The organism is Streptomyces sp. NPDC059785 (genome assembly GCF_042732375.1).
In the GTDB taxonomy this organism is placed as follows: Bacteria; Actinomycetota; Actinomycetes; order Streptomycetales; family Streptomycetaceae; genus Streptomyces.
On the sequence record NZ_JBHWHV010000005.1, the window covers coordinates 174318 to 196187 of the forward strand.

Sequence of the window (21870 nt, forward strand, 5' to 3'; positions counted from 1 at the left end):
TTCTGTGAAAGACGGGACACCGGTGAACGCCGGGTGCCCCGGCTCAGGACAGCCGCAGCGGCACCCCCACGTCGTCCGGCGTGAAGAGCTGCGTCCGCTTCACGGCGAAACCGGAGTCCGCGCCGCGCAGCACCAGGAACGCGCCCTTGCGCTTCTCGTACAGCGGCCCGAAGACGACCGCGTCCGCGTGCCCGTCGCCGTCGACGTCCAGCAGCGGCGGCTGGTGGTCGAAGGCGTTCCAGTAGTACGGGTTCGGGGTGCCGGGCAGGCCGTCGGTCGCCGCGTCGACCGACTGCTCGCCGTCGGTGGACTGAGCCCCGTCCGGCCCGCCGGGCAGCAGCGTCACCTTGCCGTCGTGGCGCCGGAAATCCGGGGTGTTCACGACGATGTCGGGGTGCCCGTCGCCGGTCACGTCGCCGACGGCGGGCGCCGTACCGAAGTCGTAGCGGCGCCGGTCGGCGGCGTCCGTGCCGCCGATCACGGTCCGCTCGCGGCCGGTGCCGAGACCGGACCTCGCGCCGTAGAGGACCGTCAGGGCGCCGCCTGCCGAGTCCGCGGGGGCCGTGTCGAGCCGGGTGGGCACCAGCAGGTCGGTGACGCCGTCGCCGTCCGCGTCACCCGCGGCCGGGGTACGGGGTCCGCCCTCGACGCCGGTGGCGTCCGCGACGGCCGCCTCCGCGCGGGTGTCGCGCACCAGACCCTCGTCGCCGCCCTCGTAGTAGCCCATCGCGTGCAGGTCGTCGGGCGCGCTCTCGTCCTCCTCGGCGTCGAAGGAGTATGTGAACACCACCTCGGCGCGCCCGTCGGAGTCGAAGTCGCCGGTGGTGGCCGACGCGGGGGCGGCGTACCCGCTCTGACCGAGGTCGAGCGCGGTCTGCCGCTTCGGCTTCCCGGCGCGTGTCAGCGGCCCGTACAGCAGCAGTCCGTCACCGGCGGGCGCCGACGCGGCGGGATCGCCCGAGCCGCCGCTGCCGCCGTCGAGCAGGTCCGCGGAACCGTCGCCGTCGAAGTCGGCGGCGGCCAGCGGGCGGAAGCCGTCGGGGACGTCGAGGCGCCGGGCGGCGCCGAGGCCGCGGGCGCCGCCGAACAGCGCGAAGGTCTCCCGTGTCCGCCCGCCGGTGCCGCGGGCGGCCACCAGGTCGGTGAACCCGTCCCCGTCGAGATCGGTACGGAGCAGCGGGGAGGTGAACGACGCGCCGTTCCCGGTCCCGGCGGACGTCCGCCGCGCCGTACGGGGGTCGAGGCCCGTACGCGAGCCGTAGACGACGACCAGCGTCGCGGCGGTCTTCGCACCGTCCTTGGACCGCGACGCGATCACGCCCGCGTAGTCGTCGTAGCCGTCGCCGTTGAAGTCGCCGGGGCCGGGGTGCGCGGAACGCTTGCCCGCGGCCGGGCGGGCGGTGGCGTCGGCCGGCTCGTCGGACGTGCACCCGGTGACCGCGAGGAGCAGTACGGCGGCCGTCGCCGTGATCGCCGCGCCGCGCCCCCGCACCCCGGTTTCTCGTGTACCCGTGACTGTCATGGGACGACGACACCCCATGTCCCCGGGCCGGGCCAGGGAGATGGGGTGTCGTCGGGTACTTCGTTATGGGGCCGTCACTTGACGGGCTCGGGCTCCGGCGCGTCCTCGCTCTCGGCCTCGCCGGCCGGGTCGACGGGCGTCCTGACCGAGTCCAGCAGGAGCTGGGCGACGTCCACGACCTGGATGGACTCCTTCGCCTTGACGCCCGCGGCGGAGCCGCTTTCAGATGCAGCCTTCTTGCCGTTGACCGAGTCGGTCAGCATGACGAGGCAGAACGGGCAGGCGGTGGAGACGATGTCCGGGTTGAGGGACAGGGCCTCATCCACGCGCTCGTTGTTGATGCGCTTGCCGATCCGCTCCTCCATCCACATCCGCGCGCCGCCCGCGCCACAGCAGAAGCCGCGCTCCTTGTGGCGGTGCATCTCCTCGTTGCGCAGACCCGGGACCCTGCCGATGATCTCGCGCGGGGGTGTGTAGATCTTGTTGTGGCGGCCCAGGTAGCACGGGTCGTGGTAGGTGATCAGGCCCTCGACGGGGGTCACCGGGATCAGCTTGCCCTCGTCGATGAGGTGCTGGAGCAGCTGGGTGTGGTGGATGACCTCGTAGTCGCCGCCGAGCTGCGGGTACTCGTTGCCGAGGGTGTTGAGGCAGTGCGGGCAGGTGGCGACGATCTTCTTCGCCGACTTGGGCTTCGCCGACTCCGGCGTCACCTTGCCGTCGTCGTCCATCTCCTCGCCGAACGCGGCGTTGAGGGACATGACGTTCTCCATGCCGAGCTCCTGGAACAGGGGCTCGTTGCCGAGGCGGCGGGCGGAGTCACCGGTGCACTTCTCGTCGCCGCCCATGATCGCGAACTTCACGCCCGCCATGTGCAGCAGCTCGGCGAAGGCCTTGGTGGTCTTCTTCGCCCGGTCCTCAAGGGCGCCCGCGCAGCCGACCCAGTACAGGTACTCGACCTCGGTCAGGTCCTCGATGTCCTTGCCGACCACCGGCACCTCGAAGTCGACTTCCTTCGTCCACTCCAGGCGCTGCTTCTTGGCCAGGCCCCAGGGGTTGCCCTTCTTCTCCAGGTTCTTGAGCATCGTCCCGGCCTCCGAGGGGAAGGCGCTCTCGATCATCACCTGGTAGCGGCGCATGTCGACGATGTGGTCGACGTGCTCGATGTCCACCGGGCACTGCTCGACACAGGCGCCGCAGGTGGTGCAGGACCACAGGACGTCGGGGTCGATGACGCCGTTCTCTTCGAGGGTGCCGATCAGCGGGCGCTCGGCCTCGGCGAGGGCGGCGGCCGGGACGTCCTTGAGCTGCTCCTCGCTCGCCTTCTCCTCGCCCTCCATGGACTTGCCGCCGCCCGCCAGCAGGTACGGGGCCTTGGCGTGGGCGTGGTCCCGCAGCGACATGATGAGGAGCTTCGGGGACAGCGGCTTGCCGGTGTTCCAGGCCGGGCACTGCGACTGGCAGCGGCCGCACTCGGTGCAGGTGGAGAAGTCGAGCAGGCCCTTCCAGGAGAACTGCTCGACCTGCGAGACACCGAAGACGTCGTCCTCGCCGGGGTCGGTGAAGTCGATCGGCTCGCCGCCGGACGTCATCGGCTGGAGGGCGCCGAGCGCCGTCCCGCCGGTCGCGTTCCGCTTGAACCAGATGTTCGGGAACGCCAGGAACCGGTGCCAGGCCACACCCATGTTGGTGTTGAGCGAGACCACGATCATCCAGATGAACGAGGTGCCGATCTTGACCATCGCGACCAGGTAGACCAGGTTCTGGAGGGTGGTGACGCCGAGCCCCTTGAAGGCCAGGACCAGGGGGTACGACGCGAAGTACGAGGCGTCGTAGGAGTCGACGTGGTGGAGGGCGCCCTCCAGGCCGCGCAGCACGTAGATGGCCAGGCCGATGGTGAGGATGACGTACTCGACGAAGTACGCCTGGCCCGCCTTGGAGCCCGCGAAGCGGGACTTGCGGCCCGGCCGCGACGGCAGGCTCAGCAGCCGGATCACGATCAGTACGGCGATGCCGAGGACGGTCATCACGCCGATGAACTCGGTGTACATCTCGAACGGCAGGAAGTCGCCGATGACCGGCAGCACCCAGTCGGCCTTGAAGAGCTGGCCGAACGCCTGGGCCAGGGTCGGCGGCAGGGTCAGGAAGCCGACGGCCACGAACCAGTGCGCGAAGCCGACGATGCCCCACCGGTTCATCCGCGTGTGACCGAGGAACTCCCTGACCAGGGTCACGCTGCGCTGATAGGGGTTGTCGGTCCGACTGCCGGCCGGTACGGGCTGGCCGAGCTTGAAATACCGGACGAACTGGCCGATGGCGCGCGCGAGCAGCGCAACGCCGACCACGGTCAGCACCAGCGACACGACGATCGCGGCGAGTTGCATTTGGGGGCTCCTCGGGCCTGCGAGGTGAACTTCGGCTTGGGCTGTGCGAGACGTTCAGCCGATTACTAAGCGGTAACTTATGCAGTCCGTCTGAGACTACCCACTTCTAGCGCCGCACTGTAGCCAGGAGGGCGGTGATCTGCGTCGCTGAGGGTTGCCTCATGGCGAGGCGTTGCCGTACCGCTACTCTTCGCATTATTCGTGCCGCATCCACCACATCGCGGCTTTCGCCCATATTTGGGCGACCGGCGGGTACGCATGGTGGCGGCGGGCCCAGGGGCCAGGCCATGAAATCACAGGTCATCGGCGCATTGCGCGTAAGGAACGGATAAGACTTGAGTCGCCTCGACTCAGCTCTGTTGACCGCGTGGCGGACGTGATGCACACTTGAGTCCGTTCCACTCAAGTCAGCTGGAGGAATTGACATGGCACGTGCGGTCGGCATCGACCTGGGCACGACTAACTCCGTCGTCAGCGTTCTGGAGGGCGGCGAGCCCACCGTCATCACCAACGCCGAGGGCGCCAGGACCACGCCGTCCGTCGTCGCCTTCGCCAAGAACGGTGAGGTGCTCGTCGGCGAGGTCGCCAAGCGCCAGGCGGTCACGAACGTGGACCGGACGATTCGGTCCGTGAAGCGTCACATGGGTACGGACTGGCAGATCGAGCTCGACGGGAAGCACTTCAACCCGCAGCAGATGAGCGCGTTCATCCTGCAGAAGCTGAAGCGCGACGCCGAGGCGTACCTGGGTGAGAAGGTCGCGGACGCGGTCATCACCGTCCCGGCGTACTTCAACGACTCCGAGCGCCAGGCGACGAAGGAGGCCGGCGAGATCGCGGGCCTGAACGTCCTGCGCATCGTGAACGAGCCGACCGCCGCCGCCCTGGCGTACGGCCTCGACAAGGACGACCAGACGATCCTCGTCTTCGACCTCGGCGGCGGCACCTTCGACGTGTCCCTCCTGGAGATCGGTGACGGCGTCGTCGAGGTGAAGGCCACCAACGGTGACAACCACCTCGGTGGTGACGACTGGGACCAGCGCGTCGTCGACTACCTGGTCAAGCAGTTCCAGAGCGGCCACGGCGTGGACCTCTCCAAGGACAAGATGGCCCTCCAGCGCCTCCGCGAGGCCGCCGAGAAGGCCAAGATCGAGCTGTCCTCGTCCACCGAGACCTCGATCAACCTGCCCTACATCACGGCCTCCGCCGAGGGCCCGCTGCACCTGGACGAGAAGCTCACGCGCGCCCAGTTCCAGCAGCTCACGGCCGATCTCCTGGAGCGCTGCAAGACGCCGTTCCACAACGTCATCAAGGACGCCGGCATCCAGCTGTCCGAGATCGACCACGTCGTTCTCGTCGGCGGTTCGACCCGGATGCCCGCCGTCGCCGAGCTCGTCCGCGAGCTGACCGGCGGCAAGGAGGCCAACAAGGGCGTCAACCCGGACGAGGTCGTCGCCATCGGCGCCTCGCTCCAGGCCGGTGTCCTCAAGGGCGAGGTCAAGGACGTCCTGCTGCTCGACGTCACCCCGCTGTCCCTCGGTATCGAGACCAAGGGCGGCATCATGACGAAGCTCATCGAGCGGAACACGACGATCCCGACCAAGCGGTCCGAGATCTTCACCACCGCCGAGGACAACCAGCCCTCCGTGCAGATCCAGGTCTACCAGGGCGAGCGCGAGATCGCGGCGTACAACAAGAAGCTCGGGATGTTCGAGCTGACCGGTCTGCCGCCGGCCCCGCGCGGTGTCCCGCAGATCGAGGTCTCCTTCGACATCGACGCCAACGGCATCATGCACGTGACCGCGAAGGACCTGGGCACGGGCAAGGAGCAGAAGATGACCGTCACCGGCGGCTCCTCGCTGCCGAAGGACGAGGTCGACCGGATGCGCCAGGAGGCCGAGAAGTACGCGGAGGAGGACCACGCCCGCCGCGAGGCCGCCGAGACCCGCAACCAGGGCGAGCAGCTCGTCTACCAGACGGAGAAGTTCCTCAAGGACAACGAGGACAAGGTCCCCGGCGACGTCAAGACCGAGGTCGAGGGCGGCATCGAGGAGCTGAAGGCCGCGCTCAAGGGCGAGGACACGGCCGAGATCCGTACGGCGACGGAGAAGGTGGCCGCCGTCTCGCAGAAGCTGGGCCAGGCCATGTACGCCGACGCCCAGGCCGCGCAGGCCGCCGGCGGCGCCGAGGGCGCCCCGGGCGCCGAGCAGGCCAAGGCCGACGACGACGTGGTCGACGCCGAGATCGTCGACGAGGACCGCGACCGCAAGGACGGTGCCGCGTGACGGAGGAGACCCCGGGTTTCGACGAGAAGCCTGACGTCCCCTCCGGCGCCACCCCTGACGACGCCGAGCCGCAGGCCGCCTCCCCCTCCTCGGAGGGGGCGGCCCCGGCCGGGGACACGGCTGCGCAGACGGCCGGTCTGACGGCCCAGCTGGACCAGGTGCGTACGGCGCTCGGCGAGCGCACGGCGGACCTCCAGCGCCTCCAGGCGGAGTACCAGAACTACCGCCGCCGGGTCGAGCGGGACCGGATCGCGGTCAAGGAGATCGCCGTGGCGAACCTCCTGTCCGAGCTCCTGCCCGTGCTCGACGACATCGGCCGGGCGCGGGACCACGGCGAACTGGTCGGCGGCTTCAAGTCGGTGGCCGAGTCGCTGGAGTCCGTCGCGGCGAAGATGGGCCTCCAGCAGTTCGGCAAGGAGGGCGAGCCCTTCGACCCGACGATCCACGAAGCCCTGATGCACAGCTACGCGCCGGACGTCACCGAGACCACGTGCGTGGCGATTCTGCAGCCGGGGTATCGCTTCGGCGAGCGCACCATCCGCCCCGCGCGGGTGGCCGTCGCCGAGCCGCAGCCCGGCGCGCAGACGGTCAAGGGCGAGGAGACCGAGGCGGCCGACGACAAGGAGAGCGGTGGCCCGGACGAGGGCTGACGTCGCACGCACGAGAGAGGAGGGACGTCGGGGATGAGCACCAAGGACTTCATCGAGAAGGACTTCTACAAGGTTCTCGGCGTCCCCAAGGACGCCACCGAGGCCGAGATCAAGAAGGCGTACCGGAAGCTCGCCCGCGAGTACCACCCGGACGCCAACAAGGGCAACGCCAAGGCGGAGGAGCGCTTCAAGGAGATCTCCGAGGCGAACGACATCCTCGGCGACCCCAAGAAGCGCAAGGAGTACGACGAGGCCCGCGCCCTCTTCGGCAACGGGGGCTTCCGCCCGGGTCCGGGAGCGGGCGGCGGCGGTTCCTTCAACTTCGACCTGGGCGACCTCTTCGGAGGCGGCGCCCAGGGCGGGGCCCAGGGACAGGGCGGCTTCGGCGGGGGCATCGGCGACGTCTTCGGGGGCCTGTTCAACCGCGGCGGCGCGGGCGCGGGCGCGCGTACCCAGCCGCGCCGGGGCCAGGACATCGACACCGAGGTCACGCTCAGCTTCACCGAGGCCGTGGACGGTGCGACCGTACCGCTGCGGATGACCTCGCAGGCGGCGTGCAAGGCCTGTTCGGGCACCGGCGACGCGAACGGCACGCCCCGGGTGTGCCCGACGTGCGTCGGCACCGGACAGGTGGCCCGGGGTTCGGGCGGCGGCTTCTCGCTCACCGACCCCTGCCCGGACTGCAAGGGCCGCGGCCTGATCGCGGAGCACCCCTGCGAGGTCTGCAAGGGCAGCGGGCGCGCCAAGTCCTCGCGCACGATGCAGGTCCGCATCCCGGCAGGCGTCAGCGACGGGCAGCGGATCCGGCTGCGTGGCAAGGGCGCCCCGGGCGAGCGCGGCGGCCCGGCCGGTGACCTGTACGTCGTGGTCCACGTCGGCGAGCACCCGGTGTTCGGGCGCAAGGGCGACAATCTCACCGTCACGGTGCCCGTCACCTTCACGGAGGCGGCGCTCGGCGGCGAGGTGCGGGTGCCCACCCTCGGCGGGCCGCCGGTCACGCTGAAGCTGCCGCCCGGCACGCCCAACGGCCGCACCATGCGGGCCCGGGGCAAGGGCGCGGTGCGCAAGGACGGCACCCGCGGGGACCTGCTGGTCACCGTCGAGGTGGCGGTCCCGAGGGATGTTTCGGGCAAGGCTCGCGACGCGCTGGAGGCGTATCGCGAGGCGACCGCGGACGACGATCCGCGGGCGGAGCTTTTCCAGGCCGCGAAGGGAGCATGAGGACGCCATGGACGCAACCGGCCGTCGACGCAATCCGTACGAACTGACCGAAGAGACGCCGGTCTACGTCATCTCGGTGGCGGCCCAGCTCTCGGGCCTGCATCCGCAGACCCTGCGTCAGTACGACCGCCTGGGCCTGGTCTCGCCCGACCGTACCGCGGGCCGGGGCCGGCGCTACTCGGCCCGCGACATCGAACTGCTGCGTACGGTGCAGCAGTTGTCGCAGGACGAGGGCATCAACCTGGCGGGCATCAAGCGGATCATCGAGCTGGAGAACCAGGTCGCGGCGTTGCAGTCCCGCGTCGCCGAGCTTCAGTCGGCGGTGGAGGGCGCGGCGGCGGCGATGCGGCAGCGCGAGGCCGCGGTGCACGCCTCGTACCGGCGGGACCTGGTGCCGTACCAGGACGTCCAGCAGACCAGCGCGCTGGTGGTGTGGCGGCCGAAGCGGTCGTCCGAGTAGCGGGGTCCGGCGAAAAGCGGGCGAAGGGGCCGGGAGGCGTGACCTCCCGGCCCCTTTCGCGTGCCCGGGGGGCCGGGTGCGTGCGGCTCGTCCGGCATGCCTGCCCCGAAGGTCACGGGGGAGGGGGTCCGGCGGCTGATGGTGCGTCCGGTGCGTCCGGTGCGTCCGGTGCGTCCGCCAGGACCGCGCCGCACTCCGGGTCCACGCAGCGGACCTCGGCCCGTTCGGGGAAGGCGCGCAGGGACGGTGATCCGCAGTGCGGGCAGCGGCCCGGCAGCCGTACCAGCCGCTCGGGGTCGCCGAGCGCACGGGCGCACCGCGCGGCCATCCGCCGGGTCTCGTCCTCGACGTGGGCGGCCAGCACCGGATCTCCCGCGATCCGCTCGAGGAGGCCCGCGATCCGGCGCAGCCGCACCGGCACCGGGGCGGGTGCCACGGGCCGCAGGCCGAGCCGCTCGCGCACAGCCTCCTCCAGTTCGGTGACGCCGTCGGTGATGTCGCGCAAGGCGTCCGAGACATGCGGCCGCGCGGGCGTCAACGCCTCGACGAGATCCGGGAATCGGCGGATCAGCGAACCGATCCGCACCGTGTCGCCCGCCGCCCGTACGCCGCTCATCCGGCGCCCTCCCCTCTCCCATAAAGGGAACACACGTTCGAAAAACGAGGTGAGGGGACAGAGTCGCACGGGGTGCGGGGGCCCGGCAAGTGGCCACGGAGGGTGACGAACCGTCACTTCCGTTTGTGTGCAGGGGTATTCACCGAGGTGAAGAGAGTGCGCCCGAACAGTGGCCTCGGTGGGCTGCAACCTTCACAATCTGCTCACAGGAGTCCGTTGCCATCTCGTTAAGTGGTTACTCCTTGACGCTGCGGTACGTCGCGGCGTTGGCTTTCAGCCACCTGGGGCGCAATGCTGCACCCTCGTCCGGAAGGCGCATGAAGTGAAGACCCGTTCTCGTATACGTCGTACCGCCGTAGCCGTGGGTGCTTCCGCCATGGCCGTCTCCCTCACCGCGTGTGGCGTCGTGGACGGGATCGGCGGGGACGGCGGCTCCGCCAGCCCCACGAAGGGCAACGACATCACGGTGGGTCTGCTCCTCCCGGAGAAGGAGAACTCCCGCTACGAGAAGTTCGACTACCCCATCATCAAGGAGAAGGTCGCCGAGCTGACCGGCGACCAGGGCACGGTCGACTACGCGAACGCCGGGCAGAGCGCCACGAAGCAGAAGAGCCAGCTCGAGCAGATGATCACCGACAAGGTCGACGTGCTCCTGGTGGACGCGGTGGACTCCGCGGCCATCGCCTCCGGGGTGAAGAAGGCCAAGGCCGCGGGGATCCCCGTGATCGCGTACGACCGCCTGGCGCAGGGGCCGATCGACGCGTACGTCTCCTTCGACAACGAGCTGGTCGGCGAGGTGCAGGGCCGGGCCCTGGTGGAGGCGCTGGGGGAGAACGCCGCCACCAGCCAGATCGTGATGATGAACGGCTCGCCCACCGACCCGAACGCCGCCGAGTTCAAGTCCGGGGCGCTCTCGGAGCTCGAGGGCAAGGTGGACATCGCCAAGCGGTTCGACACCAAGGACTGGAAGCCGGAGAACGCCAAGACCAACATGGAGCAGGCGATCAGCGCCCTCGGTCTGGACAACATCGCCGGTGTCTACTCCGCGAACGACGGCATGGCGGGCGCCGTCATCGAGGCGCTCAAGGAGACCGGCGCCACCAAGATCCCGCCGGTCACCGGGCAGGACGCCGAGCTGGAGGCCGTGCAGCGCATCCTCACGGGCGACCAGTTCATGAGCGTGTACAAGTCGTACCCGCAGGAGGCCAGCGCCGCCGCCGAGATGGCCGTCTCGAAGGTCCAGGGCCGCTCGATCGAGTTCGACGCGCTGACCCGCGACACCGTCGACAGCCCCACGGACAAGAAGATCCCCGCCCAGCTCGTCCCCGTGGTCGCCCTCACCGACAAGAACATCGAGGAGACGGTCGTCAAGGACGGCATCTACACGGTCAAGCAGATCTGCACGGCCAAGTACGCGTCGGCGTGCTCGAAGGCGGGACTCAAGTAGCGAAGGCGGGGCGCGAGCAGGGCGCGACGGCGGCTTCGCGCGGCGCGCCCGCGCCCGGGTGTCCGCCATGCGCCGGCCGGGCGACGACAGTGGAGTTTCGGCCAACCGGAGCCGAGTTCACCGGTTGCGCCGGCGCGGGCCCAAGTCGGACGGCGCGCGCTCTGCCCGAGTGCGCTCCCTGGGCGCCCGCAGCTTGTTGCAAGGTGCCGGACGGAGCCGGGGGTATAGCGGGACATTCGGGGGTGAATGAGGGCAGGCTCGTGGCAGAGCCGTGTTGCGATGGCGGACCGGGCCGCGCATAGTTGCGCTGCGGAAGACGCCGAGGCGCTGCATCGCGCACGACGCTGGAGCCAGGGGTTTGGAGCCAGGGGTGGGACATGGCCGGGCACGGGACGGACGCGCATCCGCACGGCGCTGACCGGCTGTGCGAGGCCGGGGACCGCGTGTACTCCCGGGCCGTACGGCGTGGTCGGGTGCCGCGCACGGACGCCGAACCGGTGCCCTGCCTGCTTGAACTGGCGCTGCTGCACCCCGACCCCGACGACATGGCGTGGCTGGTGCCGACCTCCCCGCAGGAGGTCATGACGCGCCTGCTGCGGGGCGTCTACGAGGAGGTCACCGCGAGCCAGACACGGGTGGGCGAGGCGGTGGCCGCCTTCGAGTGGTACGCGGGCCTCGGCGGCCGCGTCCGGGCCCCCGCCGAGGGCGTCGCCATCCGGGTCCTCGACGGACTGCCGCGCATCCAGGCCGCGATGGACGAGGCCACTCAGGCGTGCCAGGCCGAGGTGCTGACCGTGCAGCCGGGCGGCATCCGCCGCGAGGACGAGCTGTCCGAGGGCATGCACCGGGCGCTGGAGCTGCGCCGCCGCGGGGTGCGGATGCGCGACCTGTACACCCACGTGGCGCGGCACGGGCAGGGTCTGCACACGTACATGGAGCTGATGGGCGGCGCCGCGGAGGCCCGTACGCTCGACGAGGTCGTGGAGCGGCTGATCATCTTCGACCGGAAAGTGGCGTTCATCCCCGCCAACTCCGAGCGCACGGTGGCCCTCGAACTGCGGCACCCGGCGCTGGTGGAGTACCTGGTCACGGTCTTCGAGCGGCTCTGGCGGCTCGGTCTGCCGCTGGCCGCCCGGCTGCCGTCGACGGGCATCGAGGGCATCACGCACCGGGAGCGGTCGATCGCGGCACTGCTCGCCGAGGGACACCAGGACGCCGTGGTCGCCGAACGGCTCGGCATCAGCGTCCGCACCTGCCGCGCGCACATCGCACGGCTCTCCGAGACCCTCGGCGCCGCCAGCCGTACGCAGCTCGGCGTGCGCATCGCCCAGGCGGGCCTGGACGGCCCGCCCAGGTCCGCCGAGCCGGGCGAGCTGCTCCCGGTGACCGTGCCCCGCCCGGAGTCCCCCGCGGCCCCCTGAGAGCCTGTGACAAGGGCTCTCAGTGGTCGTCGGAGTCCAGCAGGCCCGACTGTGCGATGAGGAAGCCGAGCTGGGCCCTGCTGCCGCTGCCGAGCGCCGCGGCGAGCTTGGCGATGTGGGCGCGGCAGGTCCGTACGTTCATCCCGAGCCGGCGGGCGATGGCCTCGTCCACGTGCCCCTCCACGAGGAGTTTGGCGATGGAGCGCTGGACGCCGGTGATGCCGTCGGTGGGCGGTGCGTAGGGCGCCTCCTCCAGGAGCGGGACGGCGCGGGCCCAGAGCTGTTCGAAGACCTTGGCCAGATACTCCACCAGGCCCGGGTGGCGCAGCTCCAGGGCCACCTGGGTGTCCCCGCGCGCGGGGATGAACGCCACCGTGCGGTCGAAGATCATCAGCCGCTCGATCAGCTCTTCCAGGGTGCGTATCTCGACGTTGCCCTTGGTCATGTGCTCGGCGTAGGCGAGCGTCCCCTGACTGTGCCGGGCGGTGTGCTGGTAGAGCGTGCGCATGGTGATGCCGCGGGCGATGACCGCCTGGCCGCGCTCCAGGGCCTCGGTGAGCGAGTGCTCGCTGCGGCCGCCGCCCGGCTGGACGGTGAGGATCTCGGAGCGGCACTCGGCCATGGCCAGCTCGATCGCCGAGTTGATCCGGTTGATGCCCTCGAGCACGGTGATGGCGTGCGTGGTCGGCGGATCCTGGGCACTGATGGCCATGAATGGCTCGAAGGAGTCGGTCAGCAGTACGGCCTGGCTCCTGCGCTCCTGTATCTCCCGCTCTATGGGGTGCAGCCGCTGCGCGAGCGCGGCCGCCGGCGGCACCGGACGCAGCCACAGGGCGTCGTCCGGATCGGGATGCAGGAGGGCGAATTCCATCAGGCAGGGTGCCTCTTCGACCTCGGTACGGGCTATGCGTCCCGAGCGCAGTGCACTGGCATACAGACGCTTACCCTCGTCGCACAGTTCAGTCTCGGCATGAGGATGTGTCCGATGTGAGTTCTTTGTAGGCAAAGCTCCACCCCCCAGGGTCCTGAACGTGCAGGAACATGATGCATCGACCCTGTGGTGTTTGCCTGACTGAATGAGCCATCGTCTTGGGGACGGCGGGGGAGAGTATCCAAGGAAGTGAGGACGAAGCCGACTATGTGCAAGAGAATGGTTCGCTCGGTGCTCGCTGTCGCCTTCTCCGCTGGGATGGTCTTCAGTGCCGCAAGCGCCCTGGACCTTTCCTGGAGCAGTGAGCCTGCTGATGCACAGTCCAGCACGACCGACTCCGTGCCCCCGGACCTCTCCTGGAGCAGCGCCCAGTCGGGCGACCTCTCCTGGAGCAGCGTCACCGCGGACGTTCCCGGGGACCTTTCCTGGAGTATCAGCGCCCCCAAGGGCGTGAACGCATGACCACTCCCCCTGACGACCGCTCCTTCCGCCGGGAGATGGCCACGGCCTACCGGTCCGGCTGGCACTTCATCGATCTGGCCACCGCCATCCCCCACAGCGGTGACTCGTTGATGGTGACCGTGTTCGGAGAGCCGGTGGTCGTCACCCGGGACGACGAGGACGATGTCCGGGCCTACCGGTGTCTGCGGCGGCCTCGGGGGGCGCCGCAGCCCGTACGGTGCGCCATCCGATACGGAATGATCTTCGTCAACCTCGACCAGCGCGACCATGAACTGGCCGAGCCGGCAGCGCCGGACGTAAGGACCGTTACAGCCACCCCCCGCAGTGCCTGACGCGATTCCCCCGTCGTTACAGATCGCTCAGGTGCTTCCCCCCGCAGCGGCGTCACCGTGACCTGAGCACGGTGACGCCGCTGCAGTTTTGGGCGAAACCTCCGGGTATCACCGCTTCTGCGGAGCCCGTTCTGGCGCCGCGCGTATCCGCGCGGCGCTTTCGCGTGTCGCCCCTCACCCGAGCGAGCCCTCCTCCGGCGTGGCGGGAACTTGTCGAAGTCGGCGCGTTCGCCCCCGTGGCTGCCCTTGAGTGGAATAGACTCAAGTTTGTGGACGTTGCTTGAGTCAGGCTGACGGACGGCCGACGCCAGGAGGAGGAGACAGCGAACGTGGACGCCGAGCTGACCAACAGGAGCCGGGACGCGATCCAAGCGGCCGGCAATCGGGCCGTGTCCGAGGGGCACCCGGACCTCACCCCCGCACACCTGCTGCTCGCTCTGCTGGCGGGCGAGGAGAACGAGAACATCACCGACCTGCTGGCCGCGGTCGACGCCGACCAGGCCGCCGTGCGGGCCGGCGCCGAGCGGGTGCTGGCCGGGCTGCCCAGCGTGACCGGCTCGACCGTCGCGCCCCCGCAGCCCGACCGCGAACTGCTCGCCGTCATCGCCGACGCCACCGAGCGGGCCAGGGAGCTCGGCGACGAGTACCTGTCCACCGAGCACCTGCTGATCGGCATCGCCGCGAAGGGCGGCCGGACCGGGGACGTACTCTCCTCGCAGGGCGCCAGTGCGAAGAAACTGCTGGAAGCGTTCCAGAAGACCAGGGGAGGGCGCCGGGTGACGACCCCGGATCCCGAGGGCCAGTACAAGGCACTCGAAAAGTTCGGCACCGACTTCACCGCCGCCGCGCGGGAGGGCAAGCTCGACCCGGTCATCGGCCGGGACACCGAGATCCGCCGCGTGGTCCAGGTGCTGTCGCGGCGCACCAAGAACAACCCGGTGCTCATCGGCGAGCCCGGCGTCGGCAAGACCGCCGTCGTCGAGGGCCTCGCCCAGCGCATCGTCAAGGGCGACGTTCCCGAGTCCCTGAAGGACAAGCGGCTCGTCGCGCTCGACCTCGGCGCCATGGTGGCCGGGGCCAAGTACCGCGGTGAGTTCGAGGAGCGGCTGAAGACCGTGCTCGCGGAGATCAAGGACTCCGACGGGCAGATCATCACCTTCATCGACGAGCTGCACACCGTCGTGGGCGCGGGCGCCGGCGGCGACTCCGCCATGGACGCGGGCAACATGCTCAAGCCGATGCTGGCCCGCGGCGAGCTGCGCATGGTCGGCGCGACCACCCTCGACGAGTACCGGGAGCGGATCGAGAAGGACCCCGCCCTGGAGCGCCGCTTCCAGCAGGTCCTGGTCGCCGAGCCCACCGTGGAGGACACCATCGCGATCCTGCGCGGACTCAAGGGACGGTACGAGGCCCACCACAAGGTGCAGATCGCGGACAGCGCCCTGGTGGCCGCCGCGACCCTCTCCGACCGGTACATCACCTCGCGCTTCCTGCCCGACAAGGCCATCGACCTGGTGGACGAGGCCGCGTCCCGGCTCCGGATGGAGATCGACTCCTCGCCCGTCGAGATCGACGAGCTCCAGCGCTCCGTCGACCGGCTGAAGATGGAGGAACTGGCCCTCAGCAAGGAGACCGACGCCGCGAGCAAGGAGCGCCTGGACAAGCTGCGCCGCGACCTCGCCGACAAGGAGGAGGAGCTGCGCGGCCTCACCGCCCGCTGGGAGAAGGAGAAGCAGTCCCTCAACCGGGTCGGTGAGCTGAAGGAGAAGCTGGACGACGTCCGCGGCCAGGCCGAACGAGCCCAGCGCGACGGCGACTTCGACACCGCGTCCAAGCTGCTCTACGGCGAGATCCCGTCCCTGGAGCGCGACCTTCAGGAGGCGTCCGCGGCCGAGGAGGAGGCCGCCAAGGACACCATGGTGAAGGAGGAGGTCGGCTCCGACGACATCGCCGACACCGTCGCCGCCTGGACCGGCATCCCCGCCGGGCGCCTGCTGGAGGGCGAGACGCAGAAGCTGCTGCGCATGGAGGACGAGCTCGGCAAGCGGCTGATCGGGCAGTCCGAGGCCGTGCGCGCGGTCTCCGACGCGGTACGGCGCTCGCGGGCCGGCATCGCCGACCCCGACCGGCCCACCGGCTCCTTCCTCTTCCTCGGCCCGACCGGCGTCGGCAAGACCGAACTCGCCAAGGCGCTCGCCGACTTCCTCTTCGACGACGAGCGTGCGATGGTCCGCATCGACATGTCGGAGTACAGCGAGAAGCACAGCGTGGCCCGCCTGGTCGGCGCCCCGCCCGGCTACGTCGGCTACGAGGAGGGCGGCCAGCTCACCGAGTCCGTGCGCCGGCGCCCGTACAGCGTCGTGCTGCTCGACGAGGTGGAGAAGGCGCACCCCGAGGTCTTCGACATCCTGCTCCAGGTGCTCGACGACGGGCGTCTGACGGACGGTCAGGGGCGGACGGTGGACTTCCGCAACACCATCCTGGTGCTGACGTCGAACCTGGGCAGCCAGTTCCTGGTCGACCCGGTGAGCAGCGAGACGGAGAAGCGGGAGCAGGTCCTGGAGGTGGTCCGTGCCTCCTTCAAGCCCGAGTTCCTCAACCGGCTGGACGACCTGGTGGTCTTCTCCGCCCTCTCCAAGGACGAGCTGAGCCGGATCGCCCGGCTCCAGATCGACGCCCTCGCGAAGCGGCTCGCCGAGCGCCGGCTCACCCTGGAGATCACCGACGAGGCCCTGGCCTGGCTCGCCGACGAGGGCATGGACCCGGCGTACGGCGCCCGTCCGCTGCGCCGCCTGGTGCAGACCGCGATCGGCGACCGGCTCGCCCGGGAGATCCTGTCCGGCGAGATCAAGGACGGCGACACGGTCCGCGTGGACCGCTTCGGCGACGACCTGATCGTGGGCCCGGCAACCGGCAAGACGCTGTAGGCAGGCATCAGGACATGTGCCGTACGGGCCCGCCACCCTCTCCCGGGTGGCGGGCCCGCGTCACTCCATGAACGGGCTGAACGGCGTGTTGTCCGCCAGGAAGAGGACCACCGCGACCACGAACCAGATCGCGAACGCCAGACACCCAAGCCACAGCCCCCACAGGAGCCACCGCAGCTCTCTCCGCATCCCCATGCCGCGATCCTGCCGCCCGCCAGTCATGACCCCGTCACTTCCGGGTGACCGGATCGTGTCAGCCCGTGGCTGACAGGGGCGTCGGGGCTTGCCACCCCCCTCCCCGCATGAGGGAGGATGGCGGGATCCGTACGAAGGGAAAAACACGGTGAGCATCGACCCGTCCTCGATTCCGAACTTCGGGGGCCAGCCCGAGCCGCAGCCCGGCGGACCGGCGGGCCCCGTCGTCCCGGATCAGGACCTCGTGAAGCAGCTCCTCGACCAGATGGAGCTCAAGCACCTCGTCGACGAAGAGGGAGACCTCGTCGCGCCGTGGGAGCAGTTCCGTACGTACTTCATGTTCCGCGGTGAGGGCGACCAGCAGGTCTTCTCGGTGCGGACGTTCTACGACCGCCCGCACCAGATCGACGAGAAGCCGGCGCTGCTGGAGTCCGTCGACGACTGGAACCGCCGCACGCTGTGGCCGAAGGTCTACACCCACACGCACGACGACGGCACCGTCCGCCTCATCGGCGAGGCGCAGATGCTGATCGGCACGGGTGTCAGCCTGGAGCACTTCGTCTCCTCGACGGTGAGCTGGGTGCGTGCCGCGATCGAGTTCGACAAGTGGCTCGTCGAGCAGCTCGGCCTGGAGCAGGACGTGGCCGACGCCGAGGGTGTGGAGAAGCCGGAGGACGACGCGTAGGCGTCGCCCACCGGTCACCGGGGACGTCGGTCCGCGGGACTCACAGCGGTGTGCGTGCCGCTCACAGCGGCGTGCGGGAGAAGACGACCAGGTACGCCCCGTAGGCGAACGAGAGCCCGGCCAGGGCGCCCACCACGAGTGCGGCGTGCCAGGGCCGGGCTCTTGCCGTGCGCACCAGCGCGCCGGCCAGCGGCAGCAGCAGCGGGAAGGCGGGCAGCAGGAAGCGCGGCTTCGAGGCGAAGAAGCCGGAGCCGCCGAGCACCACGAGGAGCAGTACGCCGCTGTAGACCACCAGCGGCACGGGGACGCGCTCGGCGAGGAGCAGCGCGAACAGCAGCACGCCCGCCGCCACGATCACCATCGTCAGCGGGAAGACGAACCTGTCGCCGCGCAGCAGCAGGTGCCGCATGAAGCCCAGCGAGCCGTCCCCGAGGTCGAACCGGGAGCCCCACAGCCGCTGCACCGTGAAGTAGCCGCCGAGCGGATCACCCGTCCGGCGGCCGACCCACAGCACGTATCCGGCCCAGCCCAGCGGCGCGAGCGCGATCCCCGTCCACAGCCTGTGGGTAACTTTTCGCTCTTCTCCGCGCTCCCGCCCGGGTCCGCCCTGTCCTTGGCCCCGGCCCCGCCAGAGTTCGTGCGCGGCCGCCGTCATCACCGCCGCGGCCACCGCGAAGCCGTTCGGCCGGGACAGCCCCGCGAGCGCCGCGAGCGTGCCCGCCCACACCCACCGCCCGGTGAGCACCGCATGCAGCGACCAGGCGGCCAGGGCGGTGAGCACCGGCTCCGTGTACGCCATCGACAGCACCACGGAGTGCGGCAGCAGCCCCCAGAGCAGCACCAGCACGGTGGCGACCGCGGGCCCGCGCACCCGCGCCCCGACCAGATAGATCCCGTACGCGGCGAGCGCGGCGGCGGTCCAGGAGACCAGCAGTCCGGCCGCGCCGCCGCTCAGCGGGGCGGCGGTGGTGACGGCGCGCACGAGTCCCGGGTAGAGCGGGAAGAACGCCATGTCGCTCTGGACGACGGTGCGGAAGTGCAGCGTGCGTCCGTAGCCGTGTGCCGCGATCCCCAGGTACCACAGCGAGTCCCAGGACCGGCCGAGCAGCGCGAGGGGCTGTCGGCCGTCACCGCGGGCGAGGGCGGCGAGCGCGAGGCAGCCGGTGAGGCGGGCGGCGGCGAACAGCCCGAGCGCGGTGGCCGCCGTCGTCGGCAGCCGCCGGGGGCGCGGGACCGGCCGGACCCGGCGCCCGGCGGCGGCCTCCTCGGTGGTGGGGGCGGGGATGGTGCTCGCGTGGGTCACAAGCGAACTGTGCGTCCCTTATGGGGTATTTGCGAGCATTACGCGGCCGTGTGGGTACGGCTCGTGCCGGTCCGGCGCGCCACCCCGGCCTCCCGTCCCCCCGGTGCTAGTGCCCCAACAGGCAACGTTCGCCCCGTCGCGACGCCCGGCACGCACTCTCGCCGCACCGGGCACAAACCCAAGTACGTCCAGTACGAGGGCTTGCGCCCGGCACGCCGAGAGCACGCACCGAACGCCGCTCCTTGACGGGCAAACGTTGCCTGCCGGGGCACCTAGAACGCCGCCTTCAGCCGCTTCGCGGCCTCCTCCAGGACCTCCGTACGCTTGCAGAACGCGAACCGCACGAACGGCGCCCCGGCCTCCCGGTCGTCGTAGAAGACCGCGTTCGGGACGGCGACGACACCGGCCCGCTCCGGCAGCGCGCGGCAGAACGCGAAGCCGTCCGACTCGCCGAGCGGACGGATGTCGGTGGTGACGAAGTAGGTGCCCGCCGGGCGGAAGACCTCGAACCCGGCGTCGGCGAGCCCCGCCGCCAGCATGTCCCGCTTGGCCCGCATGTCCGCCCGGAAGGTGTCGAAGTACGCGTCCGGCAGCGCCAGCGCCTCGGCGACCGCGTACTGGAACGGGCCCGAGGCCACGTACGTCAGGAACTGCTTCGCCGAGCGCACCGCGCCGGTCAGCTCCGGCGTCGAGGCCACCCAGCCCACCTTCCAGCCGGTGAAGGAGAACGTCTTCCCGGCGGACCCGATGGTGACCGTCCGCTCCCGCATGCCCGGGAAGGACGCCAGCGGCACGTGCTCGGCGTCGTCGAAGACCAGGTGCTCGTAGACCTCGTCGGTGACCACGAGCAGGTCGCGCTCGACGGCGAGCCGGGCGATCTCGGCCAGCTCCGCGCGGGTCAGCACGGTGCCGGTGGGGTTGTGCGGGGTGTTGACCAGCAGCAGCCGGGTGCGGTCGGTGACCGCGTCCCGCAGCTCGTCGAGGTCGAGCCGGAACGCCCCCTCGTGCGGGCGCAGCGTCACCGGCACCCGCCGCCCGCCCGCCATCGCGATCGAGGCCGCGTACGAGTCGTAGTACGGCTCGAACGCGATCACCTCGTCGCCCGGTTCGACCAGCGCCAGCAGGGACGCGGCGATCGCCTCGGTGGCGCCCGCGGTGACCAGGACCTCGGTGCCGGGGTCGTACGCGAGGCCGTAGCGGCGCCGCTGGTGCGCGGCGACGGCCTCCCGCAGCTCGGGGACGCCCGGACCCGGCGGGTACTGGTTGCCGCGGCCGTCCCTGAGGGCGCGCACCGCGGCCTCCCGGATCTCCTCCGGGCCGTCCGTGTCGGGGAATCCCTGGCCGAGGTTGATCGCTCCGGTGCTGAGCGCCAGGGCCGACATCTCGGCGAAGATCGTGGTCCCGAACTCGGCGAGCCGGCGGTTGAGGAAGGGGCGTGCGCTGGGGGTCATGGCCGCCATCCTGCGCCGAAGCTCTGGACTTCCTCAACTCGGCTTTGGCTCCCGCGGTGCACGGGCATCCCCCCTCCACGCAGGAACAAGCACCCGTGACACGCAGGAACAAGCACAGGTGACACGCAGGAACAAAGCACAGGCAAGGGGCCCACGGGGGGCCGCTTCGGGGGAAGTGGAAGGAGGGTGACGCCATGTTCATCGGCATCATCCTGGCGGTTGGTCTGGTCGTACTGATCGGCGCCGTCGTGGCCGCGGGACGCGGTGACGACTCGGGCGCCTACCGGTCGAAGGGCCGCAAGCGGAGCGGTTCGCGCGGCTCGAGCTCCGGCAGCAGCAACAGCTGGTGGGCCGGGAGCAGCGACACCGGCTCGACCGGCGGTGACTCGTCCGGCGGCCACCACGGTCACTCGTCGTGCGGCGGCGGCTCGTCCTGTGGCGGCTCGTCGTGCGGGGGCGGGTCGTCGTGCGGCGGCGGGGGCGGCGGATGCGGCGGAGGCAGCTGACACGGGGCAGCCGAGCTCAGTCCAGGGGGAAGTGCTTCCGGAACTTGCCCCCAGGTGCCCGTCGGGGATCTTCCCCGGCGGGCACTTCCGTGTCCCCGGCGGCCACATGAGCCCTGCTGAGTCCCCTATGTGTCGGCTTGCGGCGAAGATCCGCGTACACCGGGCGCACGCGGGGGTTGAACAGTTGAGCTGTGGAGCCCTCGGGGGGATGGAAACCCGCCGAAGTTGGGTAAAAGCGCTGTGGCAGCGCCACAGTTCATGATTCCCTCTAAAACGCCAACGCGGCCCACGGACAGTCCTCCTCCTTCTGGCACCGGGCTGACCGGGCCGATCCCCCGGTACCGACCGGGGCGCGCTGCCTCCCCCCTCCCTTTTCGCGTGCTAGCGGAGCCGACCCATGCTCACGACCCTGAACACCTCGTACACCGACACGTGCGCGGCCGACCTCGCCTGGGCCCTGGGCCGTGACCCACTGCCCGCCCTCGCCGGTCTCACCTTGCAATTCGACGCCGTCAGAGTCGAGTTGCGGCTCCTGGGCGCCTCCCACCAGGTCATCCTGGAGGAGGAGCGGGGCACCTGTTCGGAGACCGTCGCCTGCATGACCGGCAGCAGCACGCCGCTGCCCCTGGGGGTCGCCAAGCGGCTCGGCGACTGGGAGTACGAGTTCGCGGCCCGGGTCGAGACGCTCCCGCGCGGCTCCTTCGCGGGCCGCGCCCAGGAGTTGCTGGCCCTGGTCGCGGACCATCCCCAAGGTCTCGCGGGCGTCTTCCCCGGCAGCCCGCACGCCTTCACCGCGATGCTCGCGCAGCGCCGCGAGGGCCAGGTGCACTGGCGCACCTGGCACGCCTACCCGCAGGACGGCCAACTCGTCGCCACCCGCACGAAAGTGGGCGTGAGGGTGCCGGCGACGCTGTGAGACACCCGGTGCGGGGCGGGGCTGCGGGCCGTGCGGCGGCAGCCGCCGCACGGCCCGCGGCTTCCCCTGTTCGTGCGGCGGCTTTCTCATTGCCGTGCGCGGGGGCGCGGTGCGTACGGCGGATTCCCCGTGCCGTGCGCGGGGGCGCGGTCCGTGCGGTGG

Annotated in this window: 18 protein-coding genes; 11 read left to right on the plus strand and 7 right to left on the minus strand. The window is 70.6% G+C overall.

All coding sequences use genetic code 11. The features are described from left to right. Positions 1-43 precede the first annotated feature (43 nt). Both ACFV6E_RS05710 and ACFV6E_RS05715 read right to left on the minus strand, forming a co-directional pair. Positions 44-1522, minus strand: coding sequence for an FG-GAP repeat domain-containing protein (locus ACFV6E_RS05710; protein ID WP_385459558.1), 1479 nt, complete (start codon positions 1520-1522; stop codon positions 44-46). 74 nt (positions 1523-1596) lie between these two features. After that, on the minus strand, positions 1597-3903 hold the full coding sequence (locus ACFV6E_RS05715) for a (Fe-S)-binding protein (RefSeq protein ID WP_385162178.1): 2307 nt from the start codon (positions 3901-3903) through the stop codon (positions 1597-1599). Between the two features lie 425 nt (positions 3904-4328). Between ACFV6E_RS05715 and dnaK the strand changes: the two genes are divergently transcribed. Genes dnaK through ACFV6E_RS05735 form a run of 4 tightly spaced genes read left to right on the plus strand, consistent with a single transcriptional unit; the run spans position 4329 to position 8516 of the window. Further along, entirely contained in the window at positions 4329-6185 is a 1857-nt protein-coding gene (gene dnaK / locus ACFV6E_RS05720; protein WP_385162176.1) for a molecular chaperone DnaK, read from the plus strand. Continuing rightward, on the plus strand, positions 6182-6835 hold the full coding sequence (grpE, locus tag ACFV6E_RS05725) for a nucleotide exchange factor GrpE (protein ID WP_385162174.1): 654 nt from the start codon (positions 6182-6184) through the stop codon (positions 6833-6835). Before dnaK ends, grpE begins: the two co-directional genes overlap by 4 nt. A 33-nt stretch (positions 6836-6868) precedes the next feature. Beyond that, entirely contained in the window at positions 6869-8056 is a 1188-nt protein-coding gene (gene dnaJ / locus ACFV6E_RS05730) for a molecular chaperone DnaJ (protein ID WP_385162172.1), read from the plus strand. A 7-nt stretch (positions 8057-8063) separates the two neighbouring features. Further along, complete coding sequence (locus ACFV6E_RS05735) at positions 8064-8516, plus strand: heat shock protein transcriptional repressor HspR (RefSeq protein ID WP_385162170.1); 453 nt, start codon at positions 8064-8066, stop codon at positions 8514-8516. 112 nt (positions 8517-8628) lie between these two features. Here ACFV6E_RS05735 and ACFV6E_RS05740 read toward each other — a convergent pair whose 3' ends face one another. Continuing rightward, positions 8629-9132, minus strand: a complete 504-nt coding sequence (locus tag ACFV6E_RS05740) for a hypothetical protein (protein ID WP_385459560.1) — start codon at positions 9130-9132, stop codon at positions 8629-8631. 376 nt (positions 9133-9508) lie between these two features. On the opposite strand from ACFV6E_RS05740, the gene ACFV6E_RS05745 reads away from it, so the two are divergent. Then, positions 9509-10579 (plus strand): sugar ABC transporter substrate-binding protein, encoded by a 1071-nt coding sequence (locus ACFV6E_RS05745; protein WP_385162205.1) that lies wholly within the window; start codon positions 9509-9511, stop codon positions 10577-10579. Between the two features lie 377 nt (positions 10580-10956). Further along, positions 10957-12000: a LuxR C-terminal-related transcriptional regulator gene (locus ACFV6E_RS05750; RefSeq protein WP_385162166.1), complete on the plus strand. Its 1044-nt coding sequence runs from the start codon at positions 10957-10959 to the stop codon at positions 11998-12000. Between the two features lie 19 nt (positions 12001-12019). On the opposite strand, the gene ACFV6E_RS05755 is transcribed toward ACFV6E_RS05750, so the two are convergent. Then, positions 12020-12871, minus strand: coding sequence for a helix-turn-helix transcriptional regulator (locus tag ACFV6E_RS05755; RefSeq protein WP_385162164.1), 852 nt, complete (start codon positions 12869-12871; stop codon positions 12020-12022). A 518-nt stretch (positions 12872-13389) separates the two neighbouring features. Between ACFV6E_RS05755 and ACFV6E_RS05760 the strand changes: the two genes are divergently transcribed. Then, positions 13390-13725 (plus strand): hypothetical protein, encoded by a 336-nt coding sequence (locus ACFV6E_RS05760; protein ID WP_385162162.1) that lies wholly within the window; start codon positions 13390-13392, stop codon positions 13723-13725. Between the two features lie 329 nt (positions 13726-14054). Beyond that, positions 14055-16652, plus strand: coding sequence for an ATP-dependent chaperone ClpB (gene clpB, locus ACFV6E_RS05765; RefSeq protein WP_385162160.1), 2598 nt, complete (start codon positions 14055-14057; stop codon positions 16650-16652). A gap of 60 nt (positions 16653-16712) precedes the next feature. On the opposite strand, the gene ACFV6E_RS05770 is transcribed toward clpB, so the two are convergent. Then, positions 16713-16847, minus strand: a complete 135-nt coding sequence (locus ACFV6E_RS05770; RefSeq protein ID WP_385162158.1) for a hypothetical protein — start codon at positions 16845-16847, stop codon at positions 16713-16715. 148 nt (positions 16848-16995) lie between these two features. Here ACFV6E_RS05770 and ACFV6E_RS05775 point away from each other — a divergent pair, with 148 nt between their 5' ends. After that, positions 16996-17532, plus strand: a complete 537-nt coding sequence (locus ACFV6E_RS05775; protein WP_385162156.1) for a YbjN domain-containing protein — start codon at positions 16996-16998, stop codon at positions 17530-17532. A gap of 61 nt (positions 17533-17593) precedes the next feature. Here the strand turns inward: ACFV6E_RS05775 and ACFV6E_RS05780 are convergent, their stop codons facing one another. Both ACFV6E_RS05780 and ACFV6E_RS05785 read right to left on the minus strand, forming a co-directional pair. Then, positions 17594-18835, minus strand: a complete 1242-nt coding sequence (locus ACFV6E_RS05780) for a hypothetical protein (protein ID WP_385459562.1) — start codon at positions 18833-18835, stop codon at positions 17594-17596. Between the two features lie 272 nt (positions 18836-19107). Continuing rightward, the gene (locus tag ACFV6E_RS05785; protein ID WP_385459564.1) at positions 19108-20295 is read right to left on the minus strand and encodes a pyridoxal phosphate-dependent aminotransferase; all 1188 of its coding nucleotides are present in this window, start codon (positions 20293-20295) and stop codon (positions 19108-19110) included. 185 nt (positions 20296-20480) lie between these two features. On the opposite strand from ACFV6E_RS05785, the gene ACFV6E_RS05790 reads away from it, so the two are divergent. Together ACFV6E_RS05790 and ACFV6E_RS05795 are read left to right on the plus strand one after the other, a co-directional pair. Continuing rightward, positions 20481-20792, plus strand: a complete 312-nt coding sequence (locus tag ACFV6E_RS05790; protein WP_385459566.1) for a hypothetical protein — start codon at positions 20481-20483, stop codon at positions 20790-20792. A gap of 397 nt (positions 20793-21189) precedes the next feature. Further along, a complete protein-coding gene (locus tag ACFV6E_RS05795) occupies positions 21190-21708 on the plus strand; it encodes a DUF2617 family protein (RefSeq protein WP_385162148.1) in 519 nt (172 codons plus the stop codon). Positions 21709-21870 lie beyond the last annotated feature (162 nt).

What these genes read in the sequence shown, in the direction of transcription:
- ACFV6E_RS05735 (WP_385162170.1), top strand. Translation starts at nt 8,064, where the DNA reads ATGGACGCAACCGGCCGTCGACGCAATCCGTACGAACTGACCGAAGAG.
- ACFV6E_RS05710 (WP_385459558.1), bottom strand. Translation starts at nt 1,522, where the DNA reads ATGACAGTCACGGGTACACGAGAAACCGGGGTGCGGGGGCGCGGCGCG.
- dnaK (WP_385162176.1), top strand. Translation starts at nt 4,329, where the DNA reads ATGGCACGTGCGGTCGGCATCGACCTGGGCACGACTAACTCCGTCGTC.
- ACFV6E_RS05795 (WP_385162148.1), top strand. Translation starts at nt 21,190, where the DNA reads ATGCTCACGACCCTGAACACCTCGTACACCGACACGTGCGCGGCCGAC.
- ACFV6E_RS05715 (WP_385162178.1), bottom strand. Translation starts at nt 3,903, where the DNA reads ATGCAACTCGCCGCGATCGTCGTGTCGCTGGTGCTGACCGTGGTCGGC.
- ACFV6E_RS05770 (WP_385162158.1), bottom strand. Translation starts at nt 16,847, where the DNA reads ATGGGGATGCGGAGAGAGCTGCGGTGGCTCCTGTGGGGGCTGTGGCTT.
- ACFV6E_RS05755 (WP_385162164.1), bottom strand. Translation starts at nt 12,871, where the DNA reads ATGGAATTCGCCCTCCTGCATCCCGATCCGGACGACGCCCTGTGGCTG.
- ACFV6E_RS05740 (WP_385459560.1), bottom strand. Translation starts at nt 9,132, where the DNA reads ATGAGCGGCGTACGGGCGGCGGGCGACACGGTGCGGATCGGTTCGCTG.
- ACFV6E_RS05760 (WP_385162162.1), top strand. Translation starts at nt 13,390, where the DNA reads ATGACCACTCCCCCTGACGACCGCTCCTTCCGCCGGGAGATGGCCACG.
- ACFV6E_RS05790 (WP_385459566.1), top strand. Translation starts at nt 20,481, where the DNA reads ATGTTCATCGGCATCATCCTGGCGGTTGGTCTGGTCGTACTGATCGGC.
- ACFV6E_RS05785 (WP_385459564.1), bottom strand. Translation starts at nt 20,295, where the DNA reads ATGGCGGCCATGACCCCCAGCGCACGCCCCTTCCTCAACCGCCGGCTC.
- dnaJ (WP_385162172.1), top strand. Translation starts at nt 6,869, where the DNA reads ATGAGCACCAAGGACTTCATCGAGAAGGACTTCTACAAGGTTCTCGGC.
- ACFV6E_RS05745 (WP_385162205.1), top strand. Translation starts at nt 9,509, where the DNA reads ATGGCCGTCTCCCTCACCGCGTGTGGCGTCGTGGACGGGATCGGCGGG.
- ACFV6E_RS05750 (WP_385162166.1), top strand. Translation starts at nt 10,957, where the DNA reads ATGGCCGGGCACGGGACGGACGCGCATCCGCACGGCGCTGACCGGCTG.